A 14,933-nucleotide genomic window follows, 5' to 3' on the forward strand; every position below is an offset into this window, starting at 1 on the left:
CACGCCGCCGCCGTTCTTATCGGTAGCGCTGCAGTATCTCCTCGATCTCTCCGCTGCGCTTCATTTCCTCGAACGTCTTCAGTATCGCTTCCACCGGAACCTCTGCGGAGTCCCGCACCATGCAGCTCACCGCCGTCTCTTCGAGCTGCGCGGCTTCCTGGAGTGGCGGCTGCCCCGGCGCCTGGCGGTTGCTCCAGTGCAGCGACAGTTGATGGCTGACCGCGTAGCGGTAGCGGCCGGCGCGCAGCTTTTCCAGCACCAGATCCTGGGTGCGCGCATCGTCGCGGCGCAGTCGGCCGATGTCGAACAGCGCTTGCAAGCGGGGATAGCTGTAGCCAAGGACGGTACCGATACGCTGGGCCGGCAGCGCCTCGGGAATCGGCGCGAAGCCTTCGCGGGCGACCAGGATGTCGCGTTGCACCAGCAGCGCGACGCTCCAGCGATAGCCGGGGAAGTCGTGGCTGAGCCAGGCGGGGCTGATGTAGCAGCGGACATCGATTTCGCCAGCGTTCATCGCCTGCTCGATGCGCCCGCGCGGGTAGGGGTGGTAGAGCGCCTTGCGGCCGACCTGCCGGGCAAGGGAGCGGGTGATGTCGTAGACGATGCCGTCGATCGGCTGGCCCCGTTGCAGGCGGACCAACGGCATGCTCCAGCTTTCCATCACCGAGAAGCGCAATGGCGTCGCGTCGGTCTCCGCGGCCGTCGCTGGCAGGGCCGCGAGCAACTGCAGCAGGAGCAGCGCAGGTGCGCCGAAATGAGGCATGAACGATGTCAGGGAAGGTAGAGTCATTGCCACCGACGAGGGCTGCTGAAGGGCCAGGGGAATTCTTAGCACGCAGTTTGCCAAGTCGGCGAGCGCAGAAGGGGTAAATTGCGCTAGCATTGGCCGACTTGTGCTTCCCTTCTGCGACGGTTTTCGATGAGTTATCAAGTTCTTGCGCGTAAATGGCGTCCCCGTTCCTTCCGTGAAATGGTCGGCCAGACCCATGTGCTCAAGGCTCTGATCAACGCCCTGGACAACCAGCGGCTGCACCATGCCTACCTGTTCACCGGTACCCGCGGGGTCGGCAAGACCACCATCGCGCGGATCCTGGCCAAGTGCCTGAACTGCGAGACCGGGGTCAGCTCCACGCCGTGCGGCGAATGCTCGGTCTGTCGCGAAATCGACGAAGGCCGCTTCGTCGACCTGATCGAAGTGGACGCCGCGAGCCGGACCAAGGTCGAGGATACCCGCGAGCTGCTCGACAACGTGCAGTACTCGCCGACCCGCGGACGCTACAAGGTCTACCTGATCGACGAAGTGCACATGCTCTCGTCGCACAGTTTCAATGCGCTGCTCAAGACCCTCGAGGAGCCGCCGCCGCACGTCAAGTTCCTGCTGGCCACCACCGACCCGCAGAAGTTGCCGGTGACCATCCTCTCGCGCTGTCTGCAGTTCTCCCTGAAGAACATGCCGCCGGAGCGGGTGGTCGAGCACCTGACCCACGTGCTCGGAGCCGAGAACGTGCCCTTCGAGGATGACGCCCTGTGGTTGCTCGGGCGCGCCGCCGACGGCTCGATGCGTGACGCCATGAGCCTGACCGACCAGGCCATCGCCTTCGGCGAGGGCAAGGTGCTGGCCGCAGACGTGCGGGCGATGCTCGGTACCCTCGATCACGGCCAGGTCTATGGCGTGCTCCAGGCCTTGCTGGAGGGCGATGCGCGCGCCCTGCTCGAAGCGGTGCGCCACCTGGCCGAGCAGGGGCCGGACTGGGGCGGCGTGCTTGCCGAAATACTCAACGTGCTGCACCGCGTCGCGATCGCCCAGGCCCTGCCGGAAGCGATCGACAATGGCCAGGGCGACCGCGAGCGGGTGCTGGCCCTGGCCCAGGCGTTGCCGGCGGAAGACGTACAGTTCTATTACCAGATGGGCCTGATCGGCCGCCGCGACCTGCCGCTGGCGCCCGATCCGCGTAGCGGCTTCGAGATGGTGTTGCTGCGGATGCTCGCGTTCCGCCCGGCGGACGCCGACGGCGTGCCGAGGACGCCGCTAAAGGACCTGGGGATCAGCAAGGCCACGACTGATCCCGCCAACTCCCCCGTGGCCGGCGCGGCCTCGCCTGCGCCGGTCGCTGCCGTTGCTCCCGCGCCTGTCGTGGCTGCGCCCGTCGAAGCCCCGGCTGCCCCGCCGGCAGCGCCATCCGCGCCGCCGGCGGCGGTCGAGGCGCGCGTCGCGGAAGCGGTTGTCGAAGAGCCCGCCGCCGCGGCAGAGGTCGTCGACTTGCCCTGGGAAGAGCCGGCGCCGAGCCTCGCTGCCGAGCCCGAGCCCGAGCCCGAGCCCGAGCCCGAGCCCGAGCCCGAGCCCGAGCCCGAGCCCGAGCCCGAGCCGCTAGCCGTGGAGGCTCCCTCGATCCCTCCGGCAGTGGAGGTCGAGGCGGTGGTGGAAACCGTTCTGGAAGCCCTGCCGGCTGCGTTGCCGGTAGCACCTGACGAGCAGGACGAGCAGGACGACGAGCCACCGCCCGCAGACGACTACTACGAAGTCGACATGGATACCCTGGCCTACCTGGATGCCGCGCCCGAGCCTGACGTGGTCGTGGTGGAGGAGCCGCTGCCGGCGGCGAAGCCGGCCACCGGCCTGGCCGCGGAGTGGCTGGAGCTGTTCCCGCGGCTCGGCCTCGGCGGCCTGACCGCCAGCATCGGTGCCAACTGTACGCTGGTAGCTGCCGACGGCGACCACTGGCATCTGCATCTCGATCCGGGCCAGAGCGCGCTGTTCAACGCCACCCAGCAGCGGCGGCTGAACGATGCGCTGAACCAGCACCTGGGGCGCACCCTCAAACTGGAGGTGACCCTGCAGAAGCCTGAGCAGGAGACCCCGGCCCAGGCAGCGGCACGCCGGCGTGCCGAGCGCCAGCGGGCGGCCGAGGCATCGATCGATGCCGACCCGTTGGTCCGGCAGTTGCGCGAGCAGTTCGCCGCGGTGGTCCGTGACGGTACCATCGAACCTTTGGAAGCCAAGGCCTGACCGGCGCTTGGCGCACGCAACAAGACGACATTCGAGGTGAAGAACATGATGAAAGGTGGCATGGCCGGCCTGATGAAGCAGGCGCAGCAGATGCAGGAAAAGATGCAGAAGATGCAGGAAGAACTGGCCAACGCCGAAGTGACCGGGCAATCCGGCGCCGGTCTGGTCAGCGTGGTGATGACCGGGCGCCACGACGTCAAGCGCGTAAGCCTGGACGACAGCCTGATGCAGGAAGACAAGGAAATCCTCGAAGACCTGATCGCGGCCGCGGTCAACGATGCGGTGCGCAAGATCGAGCAGAACAACCAGGAAAAGATGTCCGGCTTCACCTCGGGCATGCAACTGCCGCCCGGCTTCAAGATGCCCTTCTGATCCCGCGTTCGTGCCGGGTCCGCCTTCTTCGGACGGCGCCCGGCAGCCATTCCCCTCCCTCTATCCGACGAGTCCTGCATGAGTTTCAGCCCGCTGATCCGCCAACTGATCGAGTCCCTGCGCATTCTTCCCGGTGTCGGGCAGAAGTCGGCCCAGCGCATGGCGCTGATGCTGCTGGAGCGCGATCGCAGCGGCGGCCTGAAGCTGGCCCAGGCGTTGACCGCCGCGATGGAAGGGGTCGGTCATTGCCGGCAGTGCCGTACCCTCAGCGAGGAGGAGCTGTGCCCGCAGTGCGCCGACCCGCGACGCGACGACTCGCTGCTCTGCGTGGTGGAAGGCCCGCTGGACGTATTCGCGGTGGAGCAGACCGGCTACCGCGGCCGCTATTTCGTGCTCAAGGGACACCTGTCGCCGCTCGACGGCCTGGGGCCGGAGGCGATCGGCATTCCCGAACTGGAAGCGCGGATCAGGGACGGAGCCTTCAGCGAGGTGATCCTCGCCACCAACCCCACCGTCGAAGGCGAGGCCACCGCCCACTATATCGCCCAGCTACTGGCCGGCCGCGGCCTGACCTTGTCGCGTATCGCCCATGGCGTGCCGCTGGGCGGCGAGCTGGAGCTGGTCGATGGCGGCACCTTGGCCCACGCCCTGGCCGGACGGCGGCCGATCTCCTGAGCTCTGTGCCTCCCGTATCCGTAGGACGGGCGGCCTATACGCCCTCGCCGATGGCCAGTTTCCCGTATTGAAAACCAAGCAAGCGCTAGGTAAGTTCTGAGGCTCCCATCAGGAGCCCGGCCATGACTGACTTCCAGCAGTACTTCGACGAGTCCCATCAACTGATCCGGGATTCGGTGCGCCGTTTCGTCGAGCGCGAGGTGTTGCCGTACATCGATGAATGGGAGGAGGCCGAGGAATTTCCCCGCGAACTCTATCTCAAGGCCGGCGCGGCCGGGATCCTCGGCATCGGCTACCCGGAAGCCTACGGCGGCAGTTGCGAAGGCGATCTGTTCGCCAAGGTGGCGGCCAGCGAAGAGCTCATGCGCTGCGGTTCCGGCGGCTTGGTCGCCGGGTTGGGATCGCTGGATATCGGCTTGCCTCCGGTGGTCAAGTGGGCCCGTCCCGAGGTGCGCGAGCGGGTAGTGCCGGCGGTGCTGCGCGGCGAGAAGATCATGGCCCTGGCGGTCACCGAGCCCTCTGGCGGCTCCGACGTGGCCAACCTGAAGACCCGTGCGGTGCGCGATGGCGATCACTATCGCGTCAGCGGCAGCAAGACCTTCATCACCAGCGGCGTGCGCGCGGACTACTACACGGTGGCGGTGCGTACCGGCGGCGAGGGTTTCGCCGGCATCAGCCTGCTGCTGGTGGAGAAGGGCACTGCCGGGTTCAGTGTCGGCCGCAAGCTGAAGAAGATGGGCTGGTGGGCGTCGGATACCGCCGAACTGTTCTTCGACGACTGCCGGGTGCCTGCGGAAAACCTCATCGGCGTGGAGAATGCCGGCTTCGCCTGCATCATGGCCAATTTCCAGAGCGAGCGCCTGGCCCTGGCGGTGATGGCCAACATGACCGCGCAACTGGCTCTGGAGGAGTCGCTGCGCTGGGCGCGCGAGCGAGAAGCGTTCGGCAAGCCGATCGGCAAGTTCCAGGTGCTGCGCCATCGTCTCGCGGAAATGGCCACGCAACTGGAGGTTTCCCGGGAGTTCACCTATCGCCAGGCAGCGAAGATGGCCGCCGGCAAGAGCGTGATCAAGGAGATATCGATGGCCAAGAACTTCGCCACCGATGTCGCCGATCGCCTGACCTATGATGCCGTGCAGGTGCTCGGCGGCATGGGCTACATGCGCGAAAGCCTGGTGGAGCGGCTGTATCGCGACAACCGGATTCTCTCCATCGGCGGCGGTTCGCGGGAAATCATGAACGAGATCATCGGCAAGCAGATGGGGTTGTAGGGCCGCGTTCTATCAGGTGAAGTCCAGGTCGTAATGCGCCTGGCCACAGTGCAGGCAGTCGAAGCGGTAGATGGCCGGATTGCCGCCGGGCGTATAGGCGTCGACGAGGCGTTGCCAGGTGATAGCCGGCCAGGCGAAATCGGCGAAGCGCTGCGCCAGGCCCTCGGCTCCCAGTTGCCCGATTTCCTCACGCCCCGCGTCGCCGCGAAAGGCGCAGGCATCCTCGCAGCAAACCAGCCAGCGCTCCTGCTGCCAGGAGGTGTAGCCGGGCGTGCGCTCGCAGACTTCGGTGACGATATCCGCGGCGACGCCGGCGTCGAGCAGCGGATAGTCGTCGGAAAAGCTCGCTTCGTAGCGCGCGGCCGCGCTGCCGTCGGCTATGCACCAGGGGCAAAGGCTGCCGGGCGGCAACTCGTGGCGGGAATAGGGCGAACCGGTGTAGACGTAGCCACGAGCCTTGCCACAGCACTGGCAGGTGGTGGCGGAAGCCTCGATGCTGCCGCTGGCGAGCGGTTCGGGATGGTAGCGGAAGTGAGGAAGGGGAGGGTTCATGACGGCCGTACCCTGGAGACTGGCCGTCGAGTATGACGTGCCGGGCAGCCTAGCGGCTACCCGGCGGGCCTGTTCACTCGCTGGCTTCGCGGGCGCCCTGGGGGCTCTTCGGGCGCGGCGCGAAGCGCGCTGCCAGGCGCATGCTGGCGGTGACCAGGCGCTGGTAGAGCACTGGTGCCAGGCGCAGCATCACGTCGATCGCGTGGGCGTCGGCGCCGATCAGGATGCGCCGGCTGTCGCGCTGCACGCCGCGCAGGATGACCTGGGCGGCCTTCTCCGGGGTGGTCCGCAGCAACTGGTCGTTGAATTGCTCGCGAGCCTTGTCCGGAGCCTGGCCGGTGACCTTGGCCATGCTCTCGTTCATTCGCGCGGTCTTGGCGATGTTGGTCTTGATCCCGCCGGGATGCACGCAACTGGCGGAGACGCCGGAGTCCTCCATGTCCAGTTCCTGGCGCAACGACTCGGTGAAGCCGCGCACCGCGTACTTGGTGGCGTTGTAGGCGCTCATGCCGGGCTGGGCGAACAGCCCGAAGACGCTGGAGACATTGACCACGTGGCCGTTGCCGGAGGCCTTCAGGTGCGGAAGGAACGCCTTGGTACCGTTCACCACGCCCCAGAAGTTGATGTTCATGATCCACTCGTATTCCGAGTAGTCGCTGCCTTCCACGGTACCTGCGTGGGCGACGCCCGCGTTGTTGAAGATCAGGTTCACCCGGCCATGTTCGCTGGCCGCCTTGTCGGCCCAGGCCTGCACCTGCTCGCGGTCGGCCACGTCGACGACCGCGGTGGAGACGCGTACCCCGCTGCTGGCGAGCAATTGGCGGGTTTCCTCGAGAGCTGCGGCATTGACGTCGGCCAGGGCCAGGTGACAACCCTGCCTGCCCAGCTCCACGGCCAGGGCGCGACCGATGCCCGAGCCTGCGCCGGTGATGGCGGCGACTTTGTTTTCGAACGACTTCATGCGGGTACCCCTTCGGCCTGTTGGCGGGCTTCGTTGCTCAGGGCGGCGAGCGGTGTCGTGGTGAGGTGGTAGGCGGAGGCGTCGAACTGCCGGGTCAGGGCACGGAAGCGCCAGGTGAATCCCGGCCACAGGGTGCAGTTGCGGCCGCTGACCGGATGCAGGTACCAGCTCTTGCAACCGCCCACGCTCCAGACGCTGCGGTCCAGCTTGCGCTGGAGGTATTCGTTGTAGCGTTCCTGCACCGGGGCCTTGACCTCGAGACTGAGCAGTTCGCGGCGCTTCATCAGCTTCAGCGCATCGAGGACGTAGGCGATCTGCGACTCGATCATGTAGACCATCGAGTTGTGGCCGAGGCCGGTGTTCGGTCCCATCAGGAAGAACAGGTTGGGGAAGCCGGCGGTGGTAGTGCCCTTGTAGGCTTCCGGGCCCTTGGTCCAGCTGTCCAGTAGGTCGCGGCCGTCGCGACCGAAGACCACTCCGCGGGGGATAGGGTCGTTGGCGGTGAAGCCGGTACCGAAGATGATCGCGTCGACCTCGCGTTCCCGGCCGTTGCCGTCGACGATTCCATTGGCGGTGACGGCGCGGATGCCTTCGGTGATCACCGTGGAGTTGGCGGCAGCCAGGGCAGGGTAGTAGTTGTGCGACATGAGGATGCGCTTGCAGCCGATGGTGTAGTCCGGCGTGACCTTGCGGCGCAGTTCCGGATCCTTGATCTGCTTGTGGATGTGGCGGATCGCCAGGCGCTGCACCAGCTTCATTACCTGCGGGGCGAAGGTGAAGCCCAGCACCCGCCCTTCGAGCAGGCTGTAGAGGCCGCCGCGCCAGAGCTTCTGCACCAGCGGGAAGCGCCGGAAGCGCCGGCGCTCGGTTTCGCTGATTGCCCGGTCGGGTTTGGGCAGGATCCATGGCGGAGTGCGCTGGTAGAGATCGAGCGCGGCCACCAGCGGCTGGATCTCCGGGACGAACTGGATCGCCGAGGCGCCGGTGCCGATCACCGCCACGCGCTTGCCCTTGAGGTCGTAGTCATGGTCCCACTGCTGGGAATGGAAGACCTTGCCCTGGAAGTTCTCCAGGCCATCGAGGCGTGGATAGGCCGGGGTGGACAGGCCGCCCATGCCGGAAACCACGGCGTTCGCGGTGTAATGGTTGCCCTGGGCGTCATGCAGGTGCCAGAGGCTTTGCCGCTCGTCCCAGGCCAGTTTGCCGATCTCGGTGTTCAGCAGGGTCTTTTCCTGCAAGCGGTATTTTTCCCAGCACTTCTCCAGATAGGCGCGGATTTCCGGCTGGCGGGCGAACATCCGCGTCCACTCCGGGTTCGCTTCGAAGGAGAAGGAATAGACGTGGGATTGCACGTCGCAGGCGCAACCAGGGTAGTTGTTGACTCTCCAGGTGCCGCCGACGCCGGCGTCCTTTTCGAAGATCAGGAAGTCGTCCTCGCCTTCCTGGCGGAGACGGATCGCCATCCCCAGCCCGGAGAAACCGGTGCCGATGATGGCGACCTTGCAGTGCCGGGCGGCGGCAGGGGTGGGTTGGGTACTCATGGCCAAGCTCCTGTTATGATTGTTTGCTGGCGTATACACTCGTCTACCTGCGAATGTAGACATCTGTATACTTCAGGGTCAAGCCAACCTTAGGTAGGGTCGGCGCGGCGCAACGGCCGAACTTGTGGCGCATGGAAACAACCAGGTGGAACATGAGCGATATGAACGAAACGAAGGACAGGGTTGCCGACGCGCCCGGCAAACGCGCCTTGCTGGAGGCGGCCTTGCGCCTGGGCAGCAGCAGCCGCAGCCTGGGGGCCATCGGCTTGCGCGAGCTGGCGCGCGAGGCGGGCCTGAATCCGAACACCTTCTATCGGCATTTCCGCGATATCGACGATCTTGGCCTGACCATGATCCGCGACATCTCTACCCAGCTGCGCCAGCCGCTGCGCCAGCTTCGCCGCGAGGCCGCGACTCGTGCGGCGCCCGGCGCCCGAGCGCAGACGACGCCGTTCGGGCTGGACCTGGAAAGGGGGCGGCGGGTCTGCCGGGAGACGGTGCGGCTGTTCTTCGACTTCGTGGAGAGCAATCCCGCCGCGTTCATCGTCGGCGTGCGCGAACTGCATGGGGCTTCGCCGGTGCTGCGTGGTGCCCTGCGTCAGATCATGGATGAGTTCGCCGAGGACATGTCGGAGGACATCATCGAATTCAGGTTGTTGCCGGCGGTGAGCGAGGCGACCATCCGTCGCCTCTCCAGCCTGATCGGCCGCCAGCTGTTTCAGTTGTCGCTGGACTATATCGGCCAGCCGGAGCGGCGTCGGGAAATCTGCGCCCTGGGTGAGGAACAGATACTGCTGTTGTTCACCGGCGCCGCGGTCCTGCAGATGATGGGCGTTTCGTTGGACGCCGAGGCGTCAGGCCAGCTTGAGCAGGCTCATGCCGGCCAGCAGCAGCAACAGGCCGAGCCAGCCGCGCCAGGCCAGGCGCTGGCCGAACAGCGCCCAGCCCATGGCGACGGTGGCGAGGATGCCGAAGCCGCCCCAGATCGCATAGGCGAGTGACAGCTCGATGTCCTTCACCGCCTGCGCCAGCGCGGTGAAGGCGGCCATCACGCAGAGGATCGAGGCGATCCCGAGGCCGCGCCTGCGGAAACCGTCGGAGTATTTCAACAGCAGGTTGGCGACGACCTCGAGGGCGATTGCCAGGCCGAGCCAGGCGAAGGGAATCCAGTTCAGGGTCAGCATGTGACGGCCTCCCCACGGGGCTGTGCCGGCGTGCCGCTGGCGTTGCGGGTGCCGGACTTGATCAGCAGGATGCCGGCGATCATCACGCCGAGGCCGACGGCCTTGTACAGGCCGATGCTTTCGTCCAGCCAGGCGACGCTGACCGCCGTGATCAGGACGATGCCAATGCCTTCCCAAAGGGCGTAGGCGACTCCGACGGGGACACGCTTGACCGCCAGGGCGAGGAAGAAATAGGACAGGCCGATCATCCCGTACATCAGCAGCATGCCTGCGACAGGGGCGTGGGTGGCGGCCAGTTTCATCGAGGTGGTGCCGATCACTTCGGCGCCGATAGCCAGTAACAGATAGATCCAGGAACGCATGTTGCCCTCCCATGGGCACCGCGGAATGGAGGCCGCGGCCAAAGATGACGAAGAGCGGTGGCGAGGGGCGGGAAAGACCGCGAAGCGCAGGGGCGGTCGCCACCGACAGCAGGTGTCGAGGGAGGGAGCTAGAGGTCGCCGGTCCAGTGACGCTCGCGGGAGACCAGACGGGAAGTGGGGAGAGGTAATGCCTTAGTGTTCAACATAATGAACATGATATTACCTCAGGGCATCGTAAAAAGCCAATCGATAGGAATTGACTAATTATTTCCTCCGTAAAATGGCGGATTCAGGAACGGTAGTCGAAACGGAGGCTTTTCCGTGTGCAATATCCTGTTCTTCTCTCGAATAAGAAACGCCAGGCGGGGCCTGGCGTCGGGGGCGGAGCGGCACTGGCGGAGGCGGGCTTCAATCGGCGAAGGCCAGTTTGTCCTTCCAGTATTTCTCCAGTTTCGCGGTGTCGTGGTCGCTGGGGTGGAAGCCCGGCCGGTAGTAGTCCAGGTAGGGCAGCAGCAGGCGGGTGAAGAAGCCCTTGCGCAGGCCGAACAGGGTGCCCAGGCCATGCTTCCAGGAGCGCCAGTTGAACAATTGGCCGTCCTTGCGTAGCAGGTCGAGCTGGAACCAGCCGATGACGCCGAAGAACATCAGGGTGGTCAGCATCATCACCAGAACCCGGGTGAAGTAGCCGCCGTAGACTTTCTGGTACACATCGTAGGCGACATTCTTGTGTTCGTTCTCCTCGATGGCATGCCACATCCACAGCTTGTACATCTTCGGCGACTGCATCTGGATGGTCAGGTCTTCGCGCTTGAGCAGCTGCGCGGCCATGGTCGCGGTGAAATGCTCGAGGGCGCAGGTGATCGCCAACTGGTGTTTCCTGGTGGTGACCTTGCTGACGTTTTCCAGCAGGACCTTGATCCGCAGTTCGAGGCACTCCAGGTCGACCCCGTGCTCCTCGGCATATTCGTTGTAGGCGGCATGCTCCTTGGAGTGCATCGCCTCCTGGCCGATGAAGGCGCTGACGTCCTTCTTCAGTTGCGGATCCTCCAGGCGGTCGCGCACCGCGCGCACGCTATCGACGAAGAATTTTTCGCCGTAGGGGAAAAGCGAGGACAGGTTGTTCATGAACTGGGTCATGAAGGGTTGGCCGTCCCACCAGTACTTCGGGGTTTCGCTGAAGCTGAAATCCATCCGCCGCACGGGGAAATTGGCGCGAACCGGGGAGGCGGTGCCAGTGGCAGTCATGGCTAACTCCTTTTGTTGTTCTGGGGAGGGGAAACGCACAGGTTTCCTCGGGTTCCCTATGGCGAGTTCGCTATAACACCTCTGAATGTGTCATTAGCTGATGTAATTATTGCAGGATTGTCCAACAGCGGGAGGTCATTCCTGGCCATTTCGAAGTCATTAATGGCCAGGTCGGCTCGACCAGACGGAAGATGGGGTGCAAGGAGCGAGCGCGGGGCGCCAGGGCGCCCCCCGGCGTATCAACGCTCGTCGAGAGCGAACGCGGTGAGACTGAAGGTGGAGATGCCGGCGTCCTGCAGGCGAGTGGAGCCGCCGAGTTCCGGCAGGTCGATGATCGCCGCGGCCTCGAAGACCCTGGCCCCGAGGCGTCGTACCAGGCTCGCGGCCGCCAGCAGGGTCCCGCCGGTGGCGATGAGGTCGTCGAAGATCAGTACGCTGTCGCCTTCGCAGAGGCTGTCGGCATGTACTTCGAGGAAGGCCTCGCCGTATTCGGTCTGGTAGCCCTCGGCGAGTACGTCGGCGGGTAGCTTGCCCTGCTTGCGGAACAGGACCAGCGGCTTGTTCAGCGCATAGGCCACCGCCGAGCCGATGAGGAAGCCGCGGGCATCCATGGCGCCGATGTGGCTGAAATCGGCCTCGATGTAGCGCTGGACGAAGCTGTCCACGGTCATGCGCAGCGCGCGTGGCGACTGGAACAGCGGGGTGATGTCGCGGAACACCACGCCGGGCTTGGGAAAGTCCGGCACGGCGCGGATCTGCGACTTGAGGGTGAACTCGTCGAAAATCATGGAAGATCCTGGGCTGGGCGTTTTTCGGGGCCCATCATACAACGGGCCCGCGCTGAGGCGGGCCCGTTGGCGGTTCGCAGGCGCTTCAGCCTTCCAGCTGGCCGCCGGCGAGGGCGCACAGCTCGATGGAGTCGAGGATGTGCACTTCCTTGCCTTCCGCGCTGATCAGGCCGTTCTGCTGGAAGCGGGTGAAGACCCGCGACACGGTTTCCACGGCCAGGCCGAGATAGTTGCCGATCTCGTTACGCGACATGGCCAGGCGGAACTGCTGGGCGGAGAAGCCACGGGCACGGAAGCGCGCCGACAGGTTGACCAGGAAGGTGGCGATGCGCTCGTCGGCAGTCTTCTTCGACAGCAGCAGCATCATCTGCTGGTCATCGCGGATTTCCCGGCTCATCAGGCGCATCAGTTGACGGCGCAGCTGCGGCAGCTGCTCGGACAGTTCGTCCAGGCGCTCGAAGGGAATCTCGCAGACCGAGGTGGTTTCCAGGGCCTGGGCGGATACCGGATAGGTCTCGGTATCCATCCCGGACAGGCCGACCAGCTCGCTGGGCAGGTGGAAGCCGGTGATCTGCTCTTCGCCGGCATCGGTGATGCTGAAGGTTTTCAGGGCGCCGGAGCGCACGGCAAAGACCGAGCCGAAAGGATCGCCCTGGCGGAACAGGAATTCGCCTTTCTTCAGGGGACGACCGCGCTTGACGATCTCGTCCAGCGAATCCATGTCTTCCACGGTCAGCGACAGGGGGAGGCACAGCGGGGCCAGACTGCAATCCTTGCAGTGTGCTTGGGGCAGTGCGCGCACCTTGATGGTTTCGGCCATTGAGGGGTCCTTGCTAGGTTAAAGGCACAACAGGAGTAAGGGTAACGCAGCCGCGATGCGGGTGCCAGCCATAGGTCTGGCAACGACCATTTCTGACAGGCCGATGGCGTTTCCAATCAGTGACTTGCGTCAAACAACTGCGACTACCTGTCGCACCCTGTCAAGGGGCGACGAAAAGGGGGCTCAAGTTCGCGACGCGTGGGCCGATCCAATGGAAAAATTCCATTTTTCCCGGAGTGACTGGAATGTTGACCCTCAGTGGCTGGATCACCACCCAGGTGCCACCCTCGTCGCGCGCCGCCGCGGACGCCAAGGCCGCGCGGACCGGCACCGCCGAGCAGGCGGAAGACCCGGCCGCCGGCACCGACGCCGCCGATCAGCATGTACGGCTTTCCCAGGCAGGGCGCGAGCTGGCCGCCACCATGGGGGTGCCGGTGGAGGAGGAGGACGAGGATATCCCGCAGGAGTTGCGGCCGATGGTGAAGATGATCCGCCAGTTGAAGAAGAAGATCGAAGAGAAGCTCAGGGAGCTGCAGGAGGCCATGAGGTCGTCCGATCCGGGGGCGAAGGAGGCTCGCGTGCCTGAGTTGCAGAAGGAGCTGCAACAACTCAACTCCGTCCTGCAGACGGCGACGGCAGCGATGGCATCGGCCATCAAGGAGATGGGCATCAGCGACCCGGCGCTGATCATGAAGGTCATGGGCAGCCGGTAGAAGGGGCGGGGATTCACCGCCCTGTCGTGCGGGCAGGGCGGTGCGCTTTCAGATCACCCGGGAGAAGCGCTGCCGGTTGAGGCTGGGCAGGTAGCGGTCGAACAGCATGCAGATCGAACGCACCAGCAGACGTCCGGAAGACGTGATGTCGATGCCCTTGGCGTCCAGGCGGATCAGGCCGTCGGCGGCGAAGCGTTCGAGATCGGGCCACAGCTCGGCGAAGTAACTGCGGAAGTCGATGCCGAACTCTGTCTCGATATCCTCGAAGGCCAGTTCGAAGTGGCAGATCAGTTGCTGGATCACCGCGCGCCGCACCCGGTCGTCGCTGTTGCAGTGCAGGCCGCGACGGATCGCCAACTGGCCGTTGTCGAGGCTGGTCTGGTAGTCGTTGATGTCGCTGCTGTTCTGGCTGTAGAGGTCGCCGATCTGGCTGATCGCCGAGACCCCGAGACCTACCAGGTCACAGTGCCCGTGCGTGGTGTAGCCCTGGAAATTGCGTTGCAGGGTGCCGTCTTCCTGGGCGCTGGCCAGCTCGTCGTCGGGCAGGGCGAAGTGATCCATGCCGATATAGCGGTAGCCCGCCGCGGCGAGTTGCTCGGTGGTGCGCTGGAGCATTTCCAGCTTCTGGCCCGGGCTCGGCAGGTCGTCGGCGTTGATCCGCCGCTGCGGCATGAAACGCTCGGGCAGGTGGGCGTAGTTGAACACCGAGAGGCGATCCGGCTGTAGCGCGATCACTTCGTCGACCGTGCGGGCGAAGCTGTCCGGCGTCTGTTTCGGCAGTCCGTAGATCAGGTCGAGGTTGATCGAGCGGTATTGCAGGGTGCGCGCGGCCTCGACGATGGTACGGGTCTCCTCCGGGGTCTGCATGCGGTTGACCGCCTTCTGCACCTCCATGTCGAAGTCCTGTACGCCGAGGCTGACGCGGTTGAAACCGAGTTCGCGGAGCAGGCCCATGGTCGACCAGTCGGCCTCGCGCGGGTCGATCTCGATGCCGTAGTCGCCCGAATCGTCGTCCAGCAGGTTGAGGTGGGTGCGCAATTGCGACATGAGTTCGCGCAATTGGCCGGGACTGAGGAAGGTCGGGGTTCCGCCACCGAAGTGCAGTTGCTCGACCACCTGCTCGCGGGAGAGGTGGCGGCTGACGATCTCGATCTCGCGGACCAGGCGCGCAAGGTACGGCGCGCTGCGCCCGCGATCCTTGGTGATCACCTTGTTGCAGGCGCAGTAGTAGCAGATGTTGGCGCAGAACGGGATGTGCACGTAGAGCGACAGGGGGTGTCCGGCCTTCCGGCTGTCGCGCAGGGCGTGCAACTGGTCGAACGGGCCGATGCCTTCGTGGAACTGCACGGCGGTCGGATAGGAGGTGTAACGCGGGCCGGAAAGGTCGTAGCGCCGAATCAGGTCAGCGTCCCAGCGAATGGTGTCGAGCATGCCAGAGATCC

15 protein-coding genes and 1 pseudogene are annotated in these 14,933 nt (G+C 65.1%); 6 read left to right on the forward strand and 10 right to left on the reverse strand.

Annotation, left to right across the window (positions count from 1 at the left end):
* Window positions 1–16: 16 nt before the first annotated feature.
* The gene (locus HMPREF1224_RS38360) at window positions 17–883 is read right to left on the reverse strand and encodes a substrate-binding periplasmic protein (protein ID WP_003120462.1); all 867 of its coding nucleotides are present in this window, start codon (window positions 881–883) and stop codon (window positions 17–19) included.
* 36 nt (window positions 884–919) lie between these two features.
* Here HMPREF1224_RS38360 and dnaX point away from each other — a divergent pair, with 36 nt between their 5' ends.
* The 4 genes from dnaX to HMPREF1224_RS38380 all read left to right on the forward strand — a co-directional run bounded on the left by dnaX (window position 920) and on the right by HMPREF1224_RS38380 (window position 5,325).
* Entirely contained in the window at window positions 920–3,007 is a 2,088-nt protein-coding gene (gene dnaX, locus HMPREF1224_RS38365) for a DNA polymerase III subunit gamma/tau (protein WP_010793999.1), read from the forward strand.
* A gap of 45 nt (window positions 3,008–3,052) precedes the next feature.
* Entirely contained in the window at window positions 3,053–3,379 is a 327-nt protein-coding gene (locus HMPREF1224_RS38370) for a YbaB/EbfC family nucleoid-associated protein (RefSeq protein ID WP_003087236.1), read from the forward strand.
* A 78-nt stretch (window positions 3,380–3,457) separates the two neighbouring features.
* The gene (recR, locus tag HMPREF1224_RS38375) at window positions 3,458–4,054 is read left to right on the forward strand and encodes a recombination mediator RecR (protein ID WP_003087237.1); all 597 of its coding nucleotides are present in this window, start codon (window positions 3,458–3,460) and stop codon (window positions 4,052–4,054) included.
* 122 nt (window positions 4,055–4,176) lie between these two features.
* Complete coding sequence (locus HMPREF1224_RS38380) at window positions 4,177–5,325, forward strand: acyl-CoA dehydrogenase family protein (RefSeq protein ID WP_003103930.1); 1,149 nt, start codon at window positions 4,177–4,179, stop codon at window positions 5,323–5,325.
* A gap of 12 nt (window positions 5,326–5,337) precedes the next feature.
* Here HMPREF1224_RS38380 and HMPREF1224_RS38385 read toward each other — a convergent pair whose 3' ends face one another.
* The 3 genes from HMPREF1224_RS38385 to HMPREF1224_RS38395 form a co-directional block, all read right to left on the reverse strand.
* Window positions 5,338–5,877, reverse strand: coding sequence for a CbrC family protein (locus tag HMPREF1224_RS38385; protein ID WP_003103931.1), 540 nt, complete (start codon window positions 5,875–5,877; stop codon window positions 5,338–5,340).
* 73 nt (window positions 5,878–5,950) lie between these two features.
* On the reverse strand, window positions 5,951–6,838 hold the full coding sequence (locus tag HMPREF1224_RS38390; protein WP_010794000.1) for an SDR family NAD(P)-dependent oxidoreductase: 888 nt from the start codon (window positions 6,836–6,838) through the stop codon (window positions 5,951–5,953).
* Window positions 6,835–8,418 carry a flavin-containing monooxygenase gene (locus tag HMPREF1224_RS38395; RefSeq protein WP_003121915.1) on the reverse strand — a complete coding sequence of 528 codons (1,584 nt, stop codon included), beginning with the start codon at window positions 8,416–8,418 and terminating at the stop codon, window positions 6,835–6,837. Before HMPREF1224_RS38395 ends, HMPREF1224_RS38390 begins: the two co-directional genes overlap by 4 nt.
* 122 nt (window positions 8,419–8,540) lie before the next feature.
* Here HMPREF1224_RS38395 and HMPREF1224_RS46015 point away from each other — a divergent pair.
* A pseudogene (locus HMPREF1224_RS46015) lies at window positions 8,541–8,708 on the forward strand (TetR family transcriptional regulator); the annotation flags it as partial.
* Window positions 8,709–9,233: 525 nt separating this feature from the next.
* On the opposite strand, the gene mdtI reads toward HMPREF1224_RS46015, so the two are convergent.
* The 5 genes from mdtI to anr all read right to left on the reverse strand — a co-directional run bounded on the left by mdtI (window position 9,234) and on the right by anr (window position 12,778).
* On the reverse strand, window positions 9,234–9,563 hold the full coding sequence (gene mdtI / locus HMPREF1224_RS44795; protein WP_003103934.1) for a multidrug/spermidine efflux SMR transporter subunit MdtI: 330 nt from the start codon (window positions 9,561–9,563) through the stop codon (window positions 9,234–9,236).
* Window positions 9,557–9,925 (reverse strand): multidrug/spermidine efflux SMR transporter subunit MdtJ, encoded by a 369-nt coding sequence (locus HMPREF1224_RS38405; protein WP_003449833.1) that lies wholly within the window; start codon window positions 9,923–9,925, stop codon window positions 9,557–9,559. Before HMPREF1224_RS38405 ends, mdtI begins: the two co-directional genes overlap by 7 nt.
* A gap of 408 nt (window positions 9,926–10,333) precedes the next feature.
* Window positions 10,334–11,170 (reverse strand): metal-dependent hydrolase, encoded by an 837-nt coding sequence (locus tag HMPREF1224_RS38410; protein WP_003087258.1) that lies wholly within the window; start codon window positions 11,168–11,170, stop codon window positions 10,334–10,336.
* A 239-nt stretch (window positions 11,171–11,409) separates the two neighbouring features.
* Window positions 11,410–11,958: an adenine phosphoribosyltransferase gene (locus HMPREF1224_RS38415; RefSeq protein ID WP_003087259.1), complete on the reverse strand. Its 549-nt coding sequence runs from the start codon at window positions 11,956–11,958 to the stop codon at window positions 11,410–11,412.
* An 85-nt stretch (window positions 11,959–12,043) separates the two neighbouring features.
* A complete protein-coding gene (gene anr / locus HMPREF1224_RS38420; RefSeq protein ID WP_003087262.1) occupies window positions 12,044–12,778 on the reverse strand; it encodes a transcriptional regulator Anr in 735 nt (244 codons plus the stop codon).
* A gap of 245 nt (window positions 12,779–13,023) precedes the next feature.
* On the opposite strand from anr, the gene HMPREF1224_RS38425 reads away from it, so the two are divergent.
* Complete coding sequence (locus HMPREF1224_RS38425) at window positions 13,024–13,491, forward strand: hypothetical protein (RefSeq protein WP_003119075.1); 468 nt, start codon at window positions 13,024–13,026, stop codon at window positions 13,489–13,491.
* A 48-nt stretch (window positions 13,492–13,539) separates the two neighbouring features.
* On the opposite strand, the gene hemN is transcribed toward HMPREF1224_RS38425, so the two are convergent.
* Window positions 13,540–14,922, reverse strand: coding sequence for an oxygen-independent coproporphyrinogen III oxidase (gene hemN / locus HMPREF1224_RS38430; RefSeq protein ID WP_003087267.1), 1,383 nt, complete (start codon window positions 14,920–14,922; stop codon window positions 13,540–13,542).
* Window positions 14,923–14,933 lie beyond the last annotated feature (11 nt).

The organism is Pseudomonas sp. P179 (assembly GCF_000478485.2).
GTDB classification, from domain to species: domain Bacteria; phylum Pseudomonadota; class Gammaproteobacteria; order Pseudomonadales; family Pseudomonadaceae; genus Pseudomonas; species Pseudomonas aeruginosa.